We start from the raw sequence: 15278 nt of genomic DNA on the forward strand, positions 1-15278 counted from the left end.
CGCGGATCCAGGTAGAAGTACCCCTGAAGCAGATCAGCGTTTGGGACGATCAGACACCAGTTAACGACGACGAGGTCTGCGTTCCATTTCTGAGGGAGGTAGAGCTGGCTGCCGGCTCCGGGCGATTCTCCATCGAAGAGCACGACGCAGAGTTTTTGCGATTCGGCAAAAAAAGCCTGCGCGAAAACGGGGTCCAGTTCAGCAACGCTAAGTGCGTGACTGTTCGCGGCAACAGCATGATCCCAGTTCTCCGGGACGGCGCGACCGTGGGGGTAAATACCGGGAAAACCGGGCTGGGCGATGTTGCAGATGGAGATCTTTACGCTATCAACCACAATGGCCAGCTGCGAGTTAAGCAGCTCTACCGTTTGCCGTCGGGAATTCGTTTGCGCAGCTTCAATCGTGATGAGCACCCCGATGAGGACTACACCTTTCAGCAGATGCAGGATGAGCAGATAGCTATCCTGGGGCACGTATTCTGGTGGGGTATGTACGCCCGCTAACCAAAAGGAGCCAGCTATGGCCCTCAACAAGCCCAACCAAGACCTTAAGCGCGACCTGCAAGGCGTGGCCTCCGACCTAAAGTGGTCAGCCGTAGAGCTGATGAGGATTGCGGAGCGGCTGAGCCTGGCAGGGAACGAGGCGGGCGCCCAGGCCGTGCTGAAGATGTGCACGGCGCTTCATGCGGACGAGGATCGGCTGGCCGGGTATGCGGAAGAGGTGAAGGCGGGAAGGATTTTGCGAGAAAAGCCTTGATGTACGAACTGAGAATTCAATGAATACGAGAGGACAAAGGCCACAATGAGGTCTGGGTTTCTTTTTAACCACGCATCAGGGAAGAGCAGATGAATCTACAGCACACTAAATTTTCCGACATAGACTTTCAAGACGTTTTTTTTGATTCGTTAAAAGCGGACTATAAAGAATTACCAGCATGGTTCGCCAAGAAAAGCGCAGAAGGATCCAGCGCATATGTATTTTTTAACGACAACCACAAGCTTGATGGTTTTCTATACTTAAAGCTTGAAAAAGGCTCTGTAGATGATGTGACTCCAGCCCTGCCAAATGGAACGCATTTAAAAATAGGGACGCTGAAAATAAATGCCCATGGAACAAAGCTGGGAGAGCGATTCCTAAAAAAAATATTTGACCACTTGATCCTACACAAAGCTGACGATGCATACGTAACTATATTTGAAAAACACAAAGGTCTTATCTCGCTTTTTGAGAAATATGGATTTGTCCGGCACGGCAGCAAGGGCACAGCAAATGGCGTAGAGTTCGTTTATAAAAAAAGTATTCCTAGTACAACCGGAAATCCTACCCTTGACTATCCTACGGTCAATATGGCCGGAAACAAAATTCATCTATTAGCTGTCAAACCTGAGTTCCACTCTATCTTGTTTCCCGACTCAATCCTTCGCAATGAAGATCCCGCTCTGATTGTTAGAGATGTGTCGCATACAAATAGCATACACAAGGTTTACCTCTGCAACATGCCTGGAATCGCCGCCATGAAAAGAGGAGATGTTCTGGTGATTTACAGGACTGGCGATGGTGCAGGCGCAGCACGTTTCCGCGCCGTCGCTAGTTCTGTATGCGTTGTTGAGGAGACAAAGCACATGAACGACTTTAAGGATATAGAAGAATATTTAAACTATTGCCGGCCACACAGCGTATTTTCAGAAAACGAGCTAATAGATTTCTATAAAAAGAACAACAACCAGTTTATCGTCCGCTTTACATACAACATTGCCTTTCCCAAGCGACCAAATCGCGGTAGACTTATCGACGAAGCAGGTATAGATGAAGCACTTCGCTGGAGTTGCATAGACCTTTCCCGCAATCAGTTTGATAAAATTATTGAAATGGGGTCACCCGATGAACGTCTTATTGTCAATTAAACCAGAGTTCGCGGACAAGATCTTCCAAGGCGAAAAGCTTTTTGAGTTTAGAAAAAACATTTTCAAGCGCGAGAATATTTCTAAAGTCATAGTCTATGTGACTATGCCAGTAGGAAAAATTATTGGTGAATTTTCAATAGATGGCGTCATTGAAGGTTCACCGTCCAGCGTCTGGAAAGAAACAAAAAAACATGCTGGCATCAGCAAGGATTTTTACAGCGAGTATTTTTCAGGCCGAGAAAAAGCTTTCGCCATAAAGGTTGGTGAGGTTACAAAATACCAAAACCCAATCAACTTGCGCGACTACGGTGAAAACATTACCGCACCGCAATCTTATCGATATGTATGACGAAAGCCCGGCCCAGTGCCGGGTTTCTTGTCTCTGCCATATTTTACGTACATCTCTACTATTTGCCCGATGCCGCCGGCTCTTGGTATCGCAGCACAAACCCGTTGAAAGCCTTCTTACGCGCCAGGTCATCCATCTGAGCATTGGCTTCTGCCCTCGTGGAGAATGGCCCTACAAACACGCGACTTTTTCCATCACTGCGTGTTGTGTAGGGCCTCCACCCAGAACTCACAAGATCTCTACTGATCGCCTCAGCCTTTTCCTCACTGCTGACGGACGCTAATTGAACGGACCACCTAACCCCTGGAATTTCCAGAACAGGCTGCGGGGCCTTGACTTCAGTTTTTGCGTCCGTCTCGGCCTTGGCATAACCGCAGACGCTTCCTGCGAACCGGTCCGTCATATTTGGATCGATTATCACGTCAAACCCGCCAGGTCTTTTCATAGCAAGAAATTGGGCGAATCCAGAATAGGCGCCGAACGTATTCTTCCCATTCACCTCGCCACAAACGGCCACGTCTGAAACTTGCCGCTCATTTCTAAATTTTGCAGAGTCAGGATCTTTTAGGTGGCTAGCGACTGACGTTCGAGCTCGGTCTATATCTCCGCCGCATCCGGTTACCGCTAGCGCTAGGGCCGTAATTGCTAATCCGCGCATTCCCATCTCCTTGGTCCAATCGACCCAGTGTACCAGTTGCCCCACTGTCATTCAGGATCCCGGCGCTGACTCGCAGCCGGGTTCTGAGCCAATGGAAGAATTTTCACTTGCCAATGTGCGACGACCGAAATACTGTTTATTCATACAGTACCCGCAAGGAGCGAAGCATGAACCAGTCCCCCTACTCCACTGGCAAGCCGAGAAACTCATATGAACTTGTCGGTCACCGACTCCAGCGGATCATCGCCTCACCGAATGTGCAGGAGATCCAGGCAGTTGAAGTGTTCAGATTGGACGACGAAAGCCCGGAGGCTTGGCGACAGGTGATCCAAGACATTGGCGACACCGCAGGTATCCGCATCGACCATTTGGATTCCGGCGCCGTCAGAATCGAGTGGCGAAAATACAGCGACATGTAAATGAGCCCGCTCTTAAGCGGGCTTTTTTACGCCCTTACAAAACCAATACACATCATAGATTTACCTTGAATCGTGGAATTGTTTACCATTTTATTTACCAATATGCATTGACAGGTAATTTCCAAATGGTAAATTTACCTCAAGCCAGCAGCGAACACCGCCGGCCAGCAGCGAAAGCCGCGACGTTCTTTAGCGACTCCCTTGCCGGATCACAACCGGCCCAGATTCAAAGGCAGCGATGAACCGGCCTAAACAGTTCAGAGGGTTGGCAACTGACCCGGGCGTGCAGCGTAAAGCGCCAAGAACAGTTATCCAGCGGGAGAACAAGCCGAAAGGCCCGCGGCTGGAGTGACATTTGATTCAAGCCGGTGACCGACGCCAGTAGCGTGTCACGGCCAGCTCCAAAAGATTTGAATTAGCGATCCCGATAGCCTCGGCTGGGAACGCCGGACCTCATGCACCCTGCCCCAATCAGCCAGGGCATTCAGAGCTGTAGCGTGCATGTTGTAAAGACCTGTGATCCACGGCGAACAGATGCTGTTTGACGCTGTGAGTAGGAAGCTCGAAGCCCACACCGAAGACGACCGGCCAGCCCTGCAATCAGCAGCGGGCAACGGGCCACACCGCTGACGAAAAAAACCCAGGCCGTCGCCAGTAGCGGGCCTGGGCTCACTTCCGCACCTTTATTACGTCAGCACTCCTCCCCCGCGCCCATCGGCAACCAGCGAGAGGCATGAGTGTTGACGAATACAGGTGAACAACCCGCCACTTTGGAGGCGACCATGAACGCAGCATTGAAGATATGCCAGGAGCGTTACGACGCGCAGTTGCCTCCAGAGGTCAGCGAGAGCGACGAGGTGACTGACTGGCTTGAGCATTCGGCAGAGCGCCTAGTGTGCGGCGTCGACATCAAATGGAAGCGGCGCTTCGGCCAGCCGCAGGTCGTAACGTTCGACCGGTTCTGCACGGTCCTGCAAGGCCACCTGAACCAGCGCCAGATCGACGGTCTGGACCAGCGTGATTCGTTTGCCCGCCTCCTGCTGTCGGCAATGCTCGGCAGCCAGAGCGATGCCCGATCCCACGCTGCCGACCTGCTGGGCCAGCAAAAGCCCATTGAAGCGGTCGAGAAGATCGCTGTAGCGCTGCTGCGGCCCTACGCCGAAGACGCTGTAGCGGCGGAACGCGAAGAGCGCGAAGACGACGTGGATGCCGATGTATGAGCCCGCACATCCTGATCGATGAGGCGCTTGAAGCGCTTGAGCATCCCAGCAGCGAGCCAGGCGCGCAAGCCGTCGTAGTGCGGATGATCACAAACATGCTCACCGGCGACGCAATCACCGTCGACGAATTCAACCACTACTGCCAGCGCCTGCTGAAAATCACCAGGCTCCGCAAGGAGGCCGCATGACCACCGCACCGGTTAGATCGCTGATCGACGAGCAGCTCGACGATATCGAGCGCCGCATCGCCATCCTTGGCTTCGGCCTCCCCTTCAACGAGCTGATCGGTCGCAAGCGTGAGGACCTGGTGCGGGATCTGCCGCAGCGCCTAGCGCCAACCATGAAAGGTGGTCGGATTGCGGTGAGGATTCGGCCTTGAATTCCCACCAGCGGACCAGGCGCATGCTCATCTGGTGCGGCGCCTTCCCTGTCATTGCCCTCTTTACGTTCCTGATGCTGCTCAGCGCCCTCGCTGATCGAATCACTCAATAAACAACACCTCACAGCGCCCCGCAAGGATGGCGCCGGAGTATCGCCATGCTCGCAGCAATTGCAGATCGCATCCGTTCCAAGTCCTACGAACTCCCCCTGTCCCGCGATTACGTCCGCCACTGGGGCCTGAAAGAGGCCATCCGGGAGCTGGTACAGAACGCCCTGGATAGTGAGTCGCCTTTCGAATACGCCTTCGCTGACGGCCAGCTGTTCATCACCAGCCGCTTTGCAAGGCTGGAGGCCAGCACCCTGGTGCTGGGCAGCACGTCCAAGTCTGACCGCACTGATGCCATCGGCAGCTTCGGCGAGGGCTACAAAATCGCCCTGCTGGTGCTGACCCGGAACGGTTACGACGTGACGGTTTGGAACGGCAACAAGCAGTGGGTGCCTGAGTTCCGGCACAGCGACCAGTTCGACGCCGAAGTGTTGTGCATCAATGAGACCCCGGCGCATCGGCAGAATCAGGGTGTTGAATTCGTCGTCTCCGGCCTCACCGATGACGACGAGGCGGAAATCCGCAGCATGTGTCTGCGCATGCAGCCACCAATGAGCGACGTGATCGGCACCAAATACGGCCACATCCTGCCCTCCAGGCCCGGAAAGCTCTATGTCGGCACGCTATTTGTTTGCGACACCGACCTGACCTACGGCTACGACATCCTCCCTGAACACCTGCAGCTTGAGCGTGATCGCCAGACGGTCAGCGGCTGGGACTTGAAACAGGTATCTAAAAACGCCTGGATCGACACCGGGCGCCTGGATGAAGTGGCGAAGAAGATCGAGGCGGGCATCCCGGACGTTGAATACGTCGAGTACGGCAGTACCGAGCTTGTACGGGAGGCCTGCTACAGGTTGTTCCAGCAGAAGCACCCGGGCGCCATTGCAGTTCAATCCCAGGAAGAGTTGAACAACCTGGTCAAGCAGGGAATGACCAACACTGTAGTGGTGAGCCGGACATTCCACTCGCAAGTGGCCAACTCGACCTCATACAAACAGCAGGTCTCCCACGTCGTGGCTATCCAGACGCCCAAAGCGGCCTTGGAAGAATGGTACCGCGACAACAAAAAATACATGAGCAGGCTACCGGCCGCTTCCTTCAAGGAGCTGTTCAAGCGCGCTGATGGCTGGAGGAGCAAGTGATGTCCGATAAAAATATGCAAATCTGGAATCAGGTCAGCAAGACCGATACCAGTCACACGAAAAAAGCCGAAGTCGGCGGTCAGAAGATCACCAGCCTCAACGGTACGGCGATGATCATGAAGGCGACCGAGATTTTCGGGCCTGTCGGTATCGGGTTCGGTTGGTCGGTGGTGGAAGAGCGCTTCGACCCTGGTGCGGAAATGTTCGTTGGTGATGGCGACAAGCGCGCATCGCTCGGGCTTGAGCTGAACCACACCATCAAGATCAAGTTCTGGTTCACGCTCGACGGCAAGCGTGGAGAAATCGAGCAGTACGGTTGCACTCGCTACCTCTACAAGTCGAAGTTCGGCACCACAACCGACGGCGAAGCGCCGAAGAAGTCCCTTACCGACGCGATCAAGAAATCCCTGTCGATGCTCGGCTTCAGCGCTGATGTGTTCCTTGGCCTGTTCGATGACGACGAATACGTCACCCAGCTCAAAGAAGAAGAGGCTCTTGCCAACGCCGACGACAAGGACGCCGAAATTCTGCGCCAAAAACAAGAGCGCATCGACTGGCTAGCCTCGGCCGTCGAAACCATTGGAAAGGCCGTGACTATCTACGAGCTGAAGACGCTCAACGTGAAATACATTCGCGAAGCCACCCGGCGAAACGAGCCTGCACACATCGCCCGCATCACTCGTGCATTCGAAGAACGCAAAGCCAGCCTTGAGAAAGGCACGGAGGCAGCAGCATGACCCAGCTCTACGCACTCACCGGCAAACTCGCCGAACTCCAGGCCATGGCCGACACCGACGATGAAGGCCTGAAAGAGGCCTTGCAGCACGCCATGGACGAGGTTCAAGGCGACTTCAACATCAAGGCCGACAACATCGTTATGTTGCGTCGCAATATCGAAAGCGACGTGACCGCCATCGAAAATGAAATCGAGCGATTGGCCGAGCTCAAGCGGATCAAGTCCAACAGCGTGTCACAGATCAGCGACTACCTGCGCCGCAACATGGAAGCCGCCAATATCAAGTCGATCAAGCGTCCGCTCTTCACCATTACCCTGGCGATGGGAAGCGAACGGGTGATCGTCGACAACGAAGACGCCGTGCCGGACGAGTTAACCACTGTGAAGTCGAGCATTGCTCCGGACAAAAAGGCCATTGCCGCCAAGCTCAAGGAGATCCGAGAGCATAACGAGACTGTCCGTAAGCGCATGGCCGCCGGCGAAGATGCCGAACATGAGCTGATCGAAGAGCCGAAATGGGCTCACCTGGAGCGCGGCGACAGTTCAATCAGAATTAAGTGAGGCAGCCATGATCAGCAACCACCTCAGCCTGGTCGAACAGCAACGCCAGCACGCCGATTCAATATCGGAGCGCACCGCTCAGTTCCTGTCCGCCGGCGGGACGATCTACCAAGGCGAAAGCCCGGAGATCAACCCGCCACCGCCGAAGCGCTCCACCAAGATCGATCCCGAAACCATCCTCAAGCGCCGCAAGCCGCCGATCTCGAGGACTGAGCGTAACGCACTCCGCAAACTCGCGGAGGCATTATGAGCAAGCGCAAGCCCCATAATCTCAAAGCACGCATTGAGCGGTCCTGCCGGTCGCTGCTGGCCGCCAACCACGTCGCGGTGGTCAACATCGACCCCAGCGGCCGCCAGGGCATGATTAATTACAAGTCGCTGAAGAACATCCCGCCCGGAAAGATCGGCCAGGCCGTTTGCGGAATTCCTCACCGGTGGACGATCTACCTCAGCGCCCTCTGTATCGACGCCCGCGGCGATCGCTACAGCAAGTCGGTGGAGGTGGCGCCCGATGGCAACTACCTCTCCGACCACCTGGAAGACGTGATCGAGCATTGCTACAAGAAACTGCGCGACGAGGCCAACCAGAGCCAGATGGTGGCTTCCGGCTGGATCGCCATCCCTGAAGCGATATCGCTGGACGAGGCGCACGCAGCGCGGATCTTCGAAGCCGTCGGCGCCTGGTGCCAGGTGAAGGTCGATTCATGCGCCGCATAGCCCGCACCCAGCAACGCAAACGACAAACCTGGCTCGCACTGTCGGCCAGCGGAATAGAAGAGGTAGGCCATGGCAGCAGTAACCCAGAAAGAACGCTCGGCCAAGTCTGCCAGGAAGCGCGTGGCGAATGCCGAAGAGGAATTGAGGCTCAGGGTTCGCCCCGGCACGCGTCAGGCACTTGCCGACCTGATGGAGTGGTCGGGCATTACTGAGCAAGGCGAGGCGATGACGCTGATGATTCATCACCTGCATGCGCTCGGCTCCGCGAAGTGCCAGCCGCTACTGAATCCGCCGCGCCACGAAATCGAGATATCGCAAAACGTGGCGCGGGAATTCCGCAATAAAAGCCTGCTCGCCATCCAGAAAGACCCGGGCGACGAGATACTTCAACCTTTATCTAACTGATAAATTATCAGTCAACATCGCAGCTGAAGCATTGATCTGCACTATTCTCTTCTGATACGGCGCGCACAGCTTCCACTAGCTCATTTTCGTCATCGAAATAGTGCACTTCACCTTTAGAAAACTGCTCTCTAGCGAACTCTTCCGCCTCTTCGATATCTCCAGAATCCGAAAAGTAAGTGCCATCGTGGTTATCGCATTTCTGAAGAGTGCCAGCCTCAACGGCGATTTTTAAAGCCTCGTTGTACTTGGATTCGTTTTCTTCAATCGTTCGTTTGATGCCGCCCATAGCCACTTACTCCGTGTGTCATTAGAGAGCCAATAAATACCTTAACTCAAACCAAATTGCCACCACCGGAATCCGGAGGGCGGCGCCTACCCGAGGTTCAACAAATGCCCGTACGCCACAGTGCAATCCACAAAATCGACAAAAAGCCCGACGGCAACCCGGCGGTGCTGCTTCTGGCCTCAACTGAGCAGGTTGAAAGCCAGGCCCGTGATGACCTGATGCAGCAGTTCAACGAAAACTACAACGCCACCGCCGGCAAGGCCTGGGGGTTCTTTCACGCCGAGTCGGGCGCCTATCCGCTGAGCGGCTGGCTCCGCGAATACCTGGCCGGCGGCTCCACCTTCTTGGAGTTCAGCACCACAGCGGTGGAACAGCTGACCAAGCTGATGGAAGAATCGAACCTTTCCACCGGTGGGCACGCGCTCTTCTGCCATTACCAGCAAGGTATGACCGACTATCTGGTCATAGCCCTGGTGCAGGAAACAGAAGCTGTGACCATGACCGAAGAACTCCACCTGATGACAGTGAAACGCCTGGACCTGGACCACATCCGCCTGGCCGCGCGGATCAATATCAGCGAATGGCAGAACAACCCGCGGTCGCTGCAATACATCTCCTACCTCAAGGGCAAGCAGGGCCGCAAGTTCAACGAGTACTTTCGCGATTTCATCGGCTGCCAGGAAGGAATCGACGGCCCGAGCGAAACCCGGACTTTGCTAAAGGCGTTCAGCGACTTTGTAGAAAGCGAGGATCTGTCAGAAGAGTCAGCCTGTGAGAAGACGGCCACCCTGGTCAACTATTCAATGGCCCAGGCCAAAATCGGGGAGCCGATCACGCTCGACGAGCTGTCGGGCATGATCGACGAAGACCGGCCGAAGAACTTCTACGACTTCATCAAGGCAAAGGACTACGGCCTGTCCGACACGCTGCCACTGGATAAAAAGACGCTCAACAAATTCCGGCGGTTCACCGGCCGTACCGAAGGCATGTCGATCAGCTTCGATGCTCACCTGCTGGGCGACAAGATCGAGTTTGACCAGGCTGGTGGCACGCTGACGCTGCGTAATCTGCCGACGCAACTCACTGATCAGCTCAAGCTCGCCGCCAACTGACTAGCGTTATCCGTGCCACGCAGTCGTGATTAGAGAAAACGTGGCGCGGGAATCCCACAGTTAAAGCTTAACGAAATCAGGAAAGACACGGGTGGCCAAGTAGCCTATAGGCCTTTGTGAAGCTTGGCTTTCATGTAAGCGGTTCCGCCGGAGCGCTGCATCTCTTCCCAGCTACTGAAGTCCGTATTCTCAGAAATAAATTTGTCCCATTCGTCGTCAGGAATGGCGGCAAAGTCTTCGAGGCTATCAATTATGAATCCGGATGCAGCAAACAAGGCGTCTAAATCAGAAAATTTGCTATGGGATGAGACAAATTCCGGATTAAGCGTATCTGTGAGTTTCACCTGATGCGTTCCCTCCATTTCCTTTGCGTTTTTTAGAAGTTGATCGAGGCCTTTGCGATTAATCGTGATCTTCATCGACATTTCGTTTTGCTCCTTGATCCGGCTCCATGCCGGTCACCCGTAATACCCCAACCCAAACCAAATTGCCACCACCGATACTCCACGGTGGTGATTAATTAAGAAACCGTGATGCAGCGGCGTCTGAGGCAAGCAGGCCGTACTGGTGAAGACTTAGAAACTTGCCATCCTTAACCTCAACATCACGAAGCGTTCCTTCGAGGTGAAATCCAAACTTTGTCAGAAGCGCGCAGCTGGGCTTGTTATCAGGCTCCACGTCTGCGTGGATCCGATGTAGCCCCATATCCCGAAAGCCGTACCGGATAACTGCTGGTAGAGCTTCAGTTAAGAGACCTTTCCGCCAGTGCTCGGGCATCAGCCAATAGCCGATTTCAGCCTTGCGGTGCTTATGGCACCAATCATTCAGCCCGCATGCTCCAATCATTGAATCATCTGTGTTGAGGGCTATAGCCCACCATCTTCCTGTCTCCTGGCTGACTATTTGCTCAAACCATCTCATCTGCTCATCAGTAGCAGCCAAACTTTTATAGGAAACACCATACTGAGCCACCACTCGCGGATCCGACAGACCCGCGTAGACAGAGCCAACATCCTCAGGACGAACTTTTCTAAGTATGATTTTTTTAAGAGAAAACTCTGGAAATTCTGCAGGCAATTTTTAGACTCACTTTTTACTGACGAGGATCCATGCCGGTCACTCGTGATACCCCAACACCGGAAAAATTGACATCTAGCTTCGTGATTTTTCAAACCGCTATTGAAAGCTTTTCGATGATCGCAGCATGAGGGAGCGAGTCAAACCCTGCCAAATTTACTAACACCTCGAACTCGTGATTGTTTACCTGAGCTTCTTGAAACGAATAGGAAATCCCCAGTTCGCTTAGCGCTTTGGCACAGATTACGTAGACATACCCATCCATACGACCTGAATTGGTTGCAAACTTCTCCGCTGTAAGCCGATCCGTGGTGAAGGAAACGTATGTAGTTTTGTACTGGTCGCTGCATATATTGTGACCGTGCATCGCGTTGCGGCTTGAAGCATCAATTGTATTGAGCTCATTCCCTATCATCACCGTTGAATCCCCGGCAAAAAAAACGAGTTGCTCAGCATCGCCTTTGGCGAGGATTTTTCCGCCGTTCTCCTCATCAGTGCGGCAATCCACTCCTCTGAAAAAAAACATTTCCATTTTCAACCTCTCCGATAAACCGCTATCTGCGGTAAGGATTATCCATGTCCGCACAACAGAAGAAACCCCAATTCATCCATGGCCAGCCGAGCATCGGCCTGCCATTCCAGAAAGAGCTGGTGGTGGACCTGTTCGCCGGCGGCGGTGGCGCCAGCACTGGCATTGCCCGGGCGTACCGTGAGCCAGACGTCGCGGTAAACCACAACCCGATTGCCCTGGCGGTGCACCGAGCCAATCACCCGCAGACGGCTCACTACGTTGCCGATGTGTTCGAGGTTGACCCGGTCATGGCAACCGGCGGGCAGCCCGTAGGCATCTTGTGGGCATCGCCTGATTGTCGCCACCACAGCAAGGCCAAAGGTGGTGCACCGCGCGACCGTGGAGTGCGGGGGCTGGCCTGGGTTGTTGTTCGCTGGGCGCATGCCACCCGGCCTCGCCTGATGTTCCTGGAGAACGTCGAAGAGTTTTGCGATTGGGGCCCAATCGACGACAGCGGCCAGCCCATCAAGGCCCAGCGCGGGCGCACCTTCAAGTCATTCATTTCGGCGCTCAGCACCGGGCTGCCGGATGATCACCCGGATATGCCGGAGATTCTGGAGGCCATCGGCGAATACGTGCCCAAAGAAGCCTTGGTGCGAGGCCTTGGTTACAAGGTCGAATGGCGGGAGCGTATCGCGGCAAATGCCGGCGCTCCCACCATCCGAAAACGCTTGTACTTGGTAGCGCGCAGCGATGGTGTGCCGATTGTTTGGCCGGGGCCGATTCGGCACAAGAAGCCAACAGCGAAACAACAACCCTGGCGCACTGCGGCCGAGTGCATTGACTGGAGCAACCTGGGCAAAACGATTTTCCGGGACAAGCCAATGGCGCTGAATACCCGCCGGCGGGTTGCCAAGGGGATGTGGCGCCACGTCATTACCAGCGATAAGCCATTCATTGTGCCAATGCGCGGGACGTCGGAAGCGCACACCAGTACACACGGCGTGGATGAGTCAGTTTCTACCATCAGCGCCGGCGGCACACACCACGCTCTGGTGCAACCCGTGGCAGCGCCGTTTCTCACTGAATGTGCCAACGGGTCATCGCAGCGCAACTTCGATGTTCAGGAAGCACTGAGAACTCAAGTTGCCCAGGTAAAAGGTGGCCACTTCGCAATGGCGGCGTGTCACTTGACCCACCTCACACACCATGGTGAACGCAGCGGTTACTCGCCAGATGAGTCGGCCCGCACGGTCACCGGCGCCAATCGCGGCGAACAGGCCATTATTTGCGGGCATATGACGGCATTCGGGCAGAACGCTGTGGGAGGCTCTCCCTATGATCCTGCTCAGACTGTGCTGGCCGGTGCGGCGCGACACGGGATCGTCGCAGCAAATATGGTCACTTTGCGAAAGGGCTCAGTTGGTGCTGACGTCGACGGCCCCTTGGGCGTGGTCGCCACCAGTACCGGGCATCATGCCGTCACAGCGGCATTCTTTGAACAGGCGAATGGTGGGTTCTACAAAGGCGACGGGCGATCGGCATACCAACCGACATCCACCATCTGCCAGTCAGGTGCCAACCAGCGTCTTGCCACCGCTTACCTGGTGAAGTACTACGGGTGCGATAAGGGCGGCGTTTCGCTGACAGAGCCGATGCACACGCTGCCGACAAAAGACCGCGTTGCCTTGGTCGAGGTGGTGCAGGTGCCGGATACGTTGACGTCAGAACAAATGGAAGGCGCCCGCCGCTGCGCCGCCTTCATGCATGAGCATCTGCCTGAGCATTTCAGGGAGCCCGCCGAGATGATCATGCTCGGCGGTTATGTTCTGGTGGATATCACATTGCGCATGCTGCAGCCGCCTGAACTCAAAGCAGCCCAGGGCTTCGACAAGGACTACATCATTGATCGTGGCCTGTTCGTTGATCCGGTCACCGGTACCGAGCAGTGGCTGCCGATCAACAAGACGAATCAGGTTAGACTCATCGGCAACAGCGTGTGCCCAGATGAAGCTGAGGCGCTAGTCAGGGCAAACGCTGCCGATATCATTGAGCTTTACCAACGATTGGCGGCCTAAATTCTCGTCATAGCCAGATCATTCATCAACCTTTGACGTAAAACCTTTACATCGCGAATCGCTTCAGCGGTGCAATCCCCCGGGTCAACGCCTTTCTTTGCAAGCCTTTCAGCCCGAATTGCCTTGCCGAGAGTCAGCACCTCTGCCGTGAGAATGAGCTCAAGCATCTCCATTTGATCGGGCATAAAAAATCCTCAAACGATTACTGGAGCGGTCAAGCATAGACCGCAAGGACCCCCCGTGCCTACAGACAACAAACTCACCCTGAAGCAACTACGCACCGAACAGGTGAACCAGGTGATCCGGATCATCGGTGACCACGGCCGCCGGTTCTTTTTCAACCATGTCGCCAATCGTTACGCCCGAATGGAAGTGGATCACCGCGGCAAGGTCTGGTTCATCGACGACTACAGCGCGCGGCGGATCTTCACGCACAAAACAACCTGGGGTGGCCGGTGGCGAGGCTTCAGCCATGGAGGCACGCTTCGGTCGCTGGTCGAAGGGTTCAGGGATTACATCCGCACCGGCGAGCCGATGCACCCTGGCTGCCTCGGCCCCGAGAGGTTCGACGACAGCAACATCTGGGGTTACGACGCGGAAGGTATGAGGGCAGTACGCGAACAGGCTGGCACCCTCCCCGTGTTTCGCCAGGCAGGTGCAGATACTGTTTGAATCAAGCCTTTGGAGGAAAAGGCTGCCGGGTCCGACAGCCTCCCTTGGCGCACTTGTGGCAGTTACTTACAGCCAATTCGCGCCGGCAATTGCCCTTGCTTCGACTTCAAGGCTGTCTGCACCGCCTGAGGCAAATTGCTCCAGAAAGTCAGCCCAGACCGTTCCTCAATCTGGTTCACAGTCACCTGGTAGTCGCAGAAGTTGGCGCCTTTAGCCGTCTCCTGATTCATCACGAATGAAGCATAGATGCCGTTCTCAGGTGAGCTGCCGACGAAGATGATTTTCCAGTACCCACTAGGGATTGTGTGGACCTTGTTCGTGCCTGGCAGTGTGCCGACAAAATGCTCATAGAGCGGCCCGGTGGCGACGAACACCTGGTCAACACCCGCCTCCTTGCTGAGGTTGCGCTCTTGGTCCTCAAGGCGCGCCCAAGGCCCCTGATTCAAATCAGCCTTTTGCGGGGTAATGTTCGACAGGTAGTTGAGGGTTTGCCAGTCCGGCACGCCGGCCATCGATGCCAGGTTTGCCTGGTGGCCACGGTCGACTTTGAGCGCGACGTTTGCGCCGTTGTAGTCCACCGGGTCCAGCGTTTCACCAGCGGGAATATCCGGGTCCGTCTTCCAGCTGCGCGGGCGGCCGCTTGCCGGTGTTTCCTTGGTGATCTTGTACGACACCCAATTCGCAAACTTCGTCGAACCGTTGTTGTTAAGCGTGTACGCCTGGCGGTTCAACGTCAAAGGACTTCCACCAGTAGGGCATCCCACCAAACAGTTATCGAATTGAACTGCTTGAACAGCCTGAACGCGCGGTGCGCTTTCAATCTGTGCCCCGCCCTCTCGGGTTCGGTCAGTCGTGGTACAGGCCGCAACGAGCGGGATCAACAGAAACGCGAAATTTCTCTTAATACTTCCTTGCATGGTGTAGCTCCTTTGGGTGAAACG

General features: G+C 55.1%; 23 protein-coding genes and 1 pseudogene. 17 read left to right on the forward strand and 7 right to left on the reverse strand.

Annotated elements, in window-relative coordinates; translation table 11 throughout:
* Positions 1 to 23 precede the first annotated feature (23 nt).
* From BOP93_RS13960 to BOP93_RS13975, 4 genes and pseudogenes are all read left to right on the forward strand, one after another.
* Positions 24 to 503 (forward strand): annotated as a pseudogene (locus BOP93_RS13960) (S24 family peptidase); the annotation flags it as partial.
* A 16-nt stretch (positions 504 to 519) separates the two neighbouring features.
* Positions 520 to 756, forward strand: a complete 237-nt coding sequence (locus BOP93_RS13965; protein WP_104503092.1) for a hypothetical protein — start codon at positions 520 to 522, stop codon at positions 754 to 756.
* A gap of 89 nt (positions 757 to 845) precedes the next feature.
* Positions 846 to 1904, forward strand: coding sequence for an N-acetyltransferase (locus tag BOP93_RS13970; RefSeq protein WP_104503093.1), 1059 nt, complete (start codon positions 846 to 848; stop codon positions 1902 to 1904).
* On the forward strand, positions 1882 to 2253 hold the full coding sequence (locus tag BOP93_RS13975) for an ASCH domain-containing protein (protein ID WP_104503094.1): 372 nt from the start codon (positions 1882 to 1884) through the stop codon (positions 2251 to 2253). Before BOP93_RS13970 ends, BOP93_RS13975 begins: the two co-directional genes overlap by 23 nt.
* A gap of 58 nt (positions 2254 to 2311) precedes the next feature.
* Here BOP93_RS13975 and BOP93_RS28240 read toward each other — a convergent pair whose 3' ends face one another.
* Positions 2312 to 2962 carry an SPOR domain-containing protein gene (locus tag BOP93_RS28240; protein WP_104503095.1) on the reverse strand — a complete coding sequence of 217 codons (651 nt, stop codon included), beginning with the start codon at positions 2960 to 2962 and terminating at the stop codon, positions 2312 to 2314.
* 116 nt (positions 2963 to 3078) lie between these two features.
* Here BOP93_RS28240 and BOP93_RS13985 point away from each other — a divergent pair, with 116 nt between their 5' ends.
* The 10 genes from BOP93_RS13985 (at position 3079) to BOP93_RS14030 (ending at position 8601) form a co-directional block, all read left to right on the forward strand.
* Positions 3079 to 3330: a DUF1654 domain-containing protein gene (locus BOP93_RS13985; protein ID WP_014717884.1), complete on the forward strand. Its 252-nt coding sequence runs from the start codon at positions 3079 to 3081 to the stop codon at positions 3328 to 3330.
* 782 nt (positions 3331 to 4112) lie between these two features.
* Complete coding sequence (locus tag BOP93_RS13990; RefSeq protein ID WP_104503096.1) at positions 4113 to 4550, forward strand: hypothetical protein; 438 nt, start codon at positions 4113 to 4115, stop codon at positions 4548 to 4550.
* Positions 4547 to 4738, forward strand: coding sequence for a hypothetical protein (locus BOP93_RS13995; RefSeq protein WP_104503097.1), 192 nt, complete (start codon positions 4547 to 4549; stop codon positions 4736 to 4738). The genes BOP93_RS13990 and BOP93_RS13995 overlap by 4 nt, the downstream gene beginning before the upstream one ends.
* The gene (locus tag BOP93_RS14000) at positions 4735 to 4929 is read left to right on the forward strand and encodes a hypothetical protein (RefSeq protein WP_104503098.1); all 195 of its coding nucleotides are present in this window, start codon (positions 4735 to 4737) and stop codon (positions 4927 to 4929) included. Before BOP93_RS13995 ends, BOP93_RS14000 begins: the two co-directional genes overlap by 4 nt.
* Before the next feature lie 158 nt (positions 4930 to 5087).
* Positions 5088 to 6182 carry a hypothetical protein gene (locus BOP93_RS14005; RefSeq protein WP_104503099.1) on the forward strand — a complete coding sequence of 365 codons (1095 nt, stop codon included), beginning with the start codon at positions 5088 to 5090 and terminating at the stop codon, positions 6180 to 6182.
* Positions 6182 to 6919 carry a hypothetical protein gene (locus tag BOP93_RS14010; protein ID WP_104503100.1) on the forward strand — a complete coding sequence of 246 codons (738 nt, stop codon included), beginning with the start codon at positions 6182 to 6184 and terminating at the stop codon, positions 6917 to 6919. The genes BOP93_RS14005 and BOP93_RS14010 overlap by 1 nt, the downstream gene beginning before the upstream one ends.
* A complete protein-coding gene (locus BOP93_RS14015) occupies positions 6916 to 7479 on the forward strand; it encodes a siphovirus Gp157 family protein (RefSeq protein WP_104503101.1) in 564 nt (187 codons plus the stop codon). The genes BOP93_RS14010 and BOP93_RS14015 overlap by 4 nt, the downstream gene beginning before the upstream one ends.
* A 7-nt stretch (positions 7480 to 7486) precedes the next feature.
* Complete coding sequence (locus BOP93_RS14020) at positions 7487 to 7729, forward strand: hypothetical protein (RefSeq protein ID WP_104503102.1); 243 nt, start codon at positions 7487 to 7489, stop codon at positions 7727 to 7729.
* Positions 7726 to 8196, forward strand: a complete 471-nt coding sequence (locus tag BOP93_RS14025) for a hypothetical protein (protein ID WP_104503103.1) — start codon at positions 7726 to 7728, stop codon at positions 8194 to 8196. Before BOP93_RS14020 ends, BOP93_RS14025 begins: the two co-directional genes overlap by 4 nt.
* A 69-nt stretch (positions 8197 to 8265) precedes the next feature.
* Positions 8266 to 8601 carry a hypothetical protein gene (locus BOP93_RS14030; protein WP_104503104.1) on the forward strand — a complete coding sequence of 112 codons (336 nt, stop codon included), beginning with the start codon at positions 8266 to 8268 and terminating at the stop codon, positions 8599 to 8601.
* Positions 8602 to 8608: 7 nt separating this feature from the next.
* On the opposite strand, the gene BOP93_RS14035 is transcribed toward BOP93_RS14030, so the two are convergent.
* Positions 8609 to 8887: a hypothetical protein gene (locus BOP93_RS14035; protein WP_104503105.1), complete on the reverse strand. Its 279-nt coding sequence runs from the start codon at positions 8885 to 8887 to the stop codon at positions 8609 to 8611.
* 104 nt (positions 8888 to 8991) lie between these two features.
* Between BOP93_RS14035 and yejK the strand changes: the two genes are divergently transcribed.
* Positions 8992 to 9999: a nucleoid-associated protein YejK gene (gene yejK / locus BOP93_RS14040; protein ID WP_104503106.1), complete on the forward strand. Its 1008-nt coding sequence runs from the start codon at positions 8992 to 8994 to the stop codon at positions 9997 to 9999.
* Positions 10000 to 10103: 104 nt separating this feature from the next.
* Here yejK and BOP93_RS14045 read toward each other — a convergent pair whose 3' ends face one another.
* The 3 genes from BOP93_RS14045 to BOP93_RS14055 all read right to left on the reverse strand — a co-directional run bounded on the left by BOP93_RS14045 (position 10104) and on the right by BOP93_RS14055 (position 11608).
* On the reverse strand, positions 10104 to 10424 hold the full coding sequence (locus BOP93_RS14045; RefSeq protein WP_104503107.1) for a hypothetical protein: 321 nt from the start codon (positions 10422 to 10424) through the stop codon (positions 10104 to 10106).
* 91 nt (positions 10425 to 10515) lie between these two features.
* Entirely contained in the window at positions 10516 to 11076 is a 561-nt protein-coding gene (locus BOP93_RS14050; protein WP_104503108.1) for a GNAT family N-acetyltransferase, read from the reverse strand.
* A gap of 91 nt (positions 11077 to 11167) precedes the next feature.
* A complete protein-coding gene (locus tag BOP93_RS14055; protein WP_104503109.1) occupies positions 11168 to 11608 on the reverse strand; it encodes a hypothetical protein in 441 nt (146 codons plus the stop codon).
* A 44-nt stretch (positions 11609 to 11652) separates the two neighbouring features.
* Here BOP93_RS14055 and BOP93_RS14060 point away from each other — a divergent pair, with 44 nt between their 5' ends.
* Positions 11653 to 13665: a DNA cytosine methyltransferase gene (locus tag BOP93_RS14060; RefSeq protein ID WP_104503110.1), complete on the forward strand. Its 2013-nt coding sequence runs from the start codon at positions 11653 to 11655 to the stop codon at positions 13663 to 13665.
* Here the strand turns inward: BOP93_RS14060 and BOP93_RS14065 are convergent.
* Positions 13662 to 13850 carry a hypothetical protein gene (locus tag BOP93_RS14065; protein WP_104503111.1) on the reverse strand — a complete coding sequence of 63 codons (189 nt, stop codon included), beginning with the start codon at positions 13848 to 13850 and terminating at the stop codon, positions 13662 to 13664. The two genes, BOP93_RS14060 and BOP93_RS14065, sit on opposite strands and share 4 nt — an antisense overlap.
* 55 nt (positions 13851 to 13905) lie before the next feature.
* Between BOP93_RS14065 and BOP93_RS14070 the strand changes: the two genes are divergently transcribed.
* The gene (locus BOP93_RS14070) at positions 13906 to 14337 is read left to right on the forward strand and encodes a hypothetical protein (RefSeq protein WP_104503112.1); all 432 of its coding nucleotides are present in this window, start codon (positions 13906 to 13908) and stop codon (positions 14335 to 14337) included.
* Positions 14338 to 14399: 62 nt separating this feature from the next.
* Here BOP93_RS14070 and BOP93_RS14075 read toward each other — a convergent pair whose 3' ends face one another.
* Positions 14400 to 15254: a DNA/RNA non-specific endonuclease gene (locus BOP93_RS14075; protein ID WP_104503113.1), complete on the reverse strand. Its 855-nt coding sequence runs from the start codon at positions 15252 to 15254 to the stop codon at positions 14400 to 14402.
* Between the last annotated feature and the right edge of the window lie 24 nt (positions 15255 to 15278).

Source organism: Pseudomonas orientalis (assembly GCF_002934065.1).
Lineage (GTDB): Bacteria > Pseudomonadota > Gammaproteobacteria > Pseudomonadales > Pseudomonadaceae > Aquipseudomonas > Aquipseudomonas orientalis_A.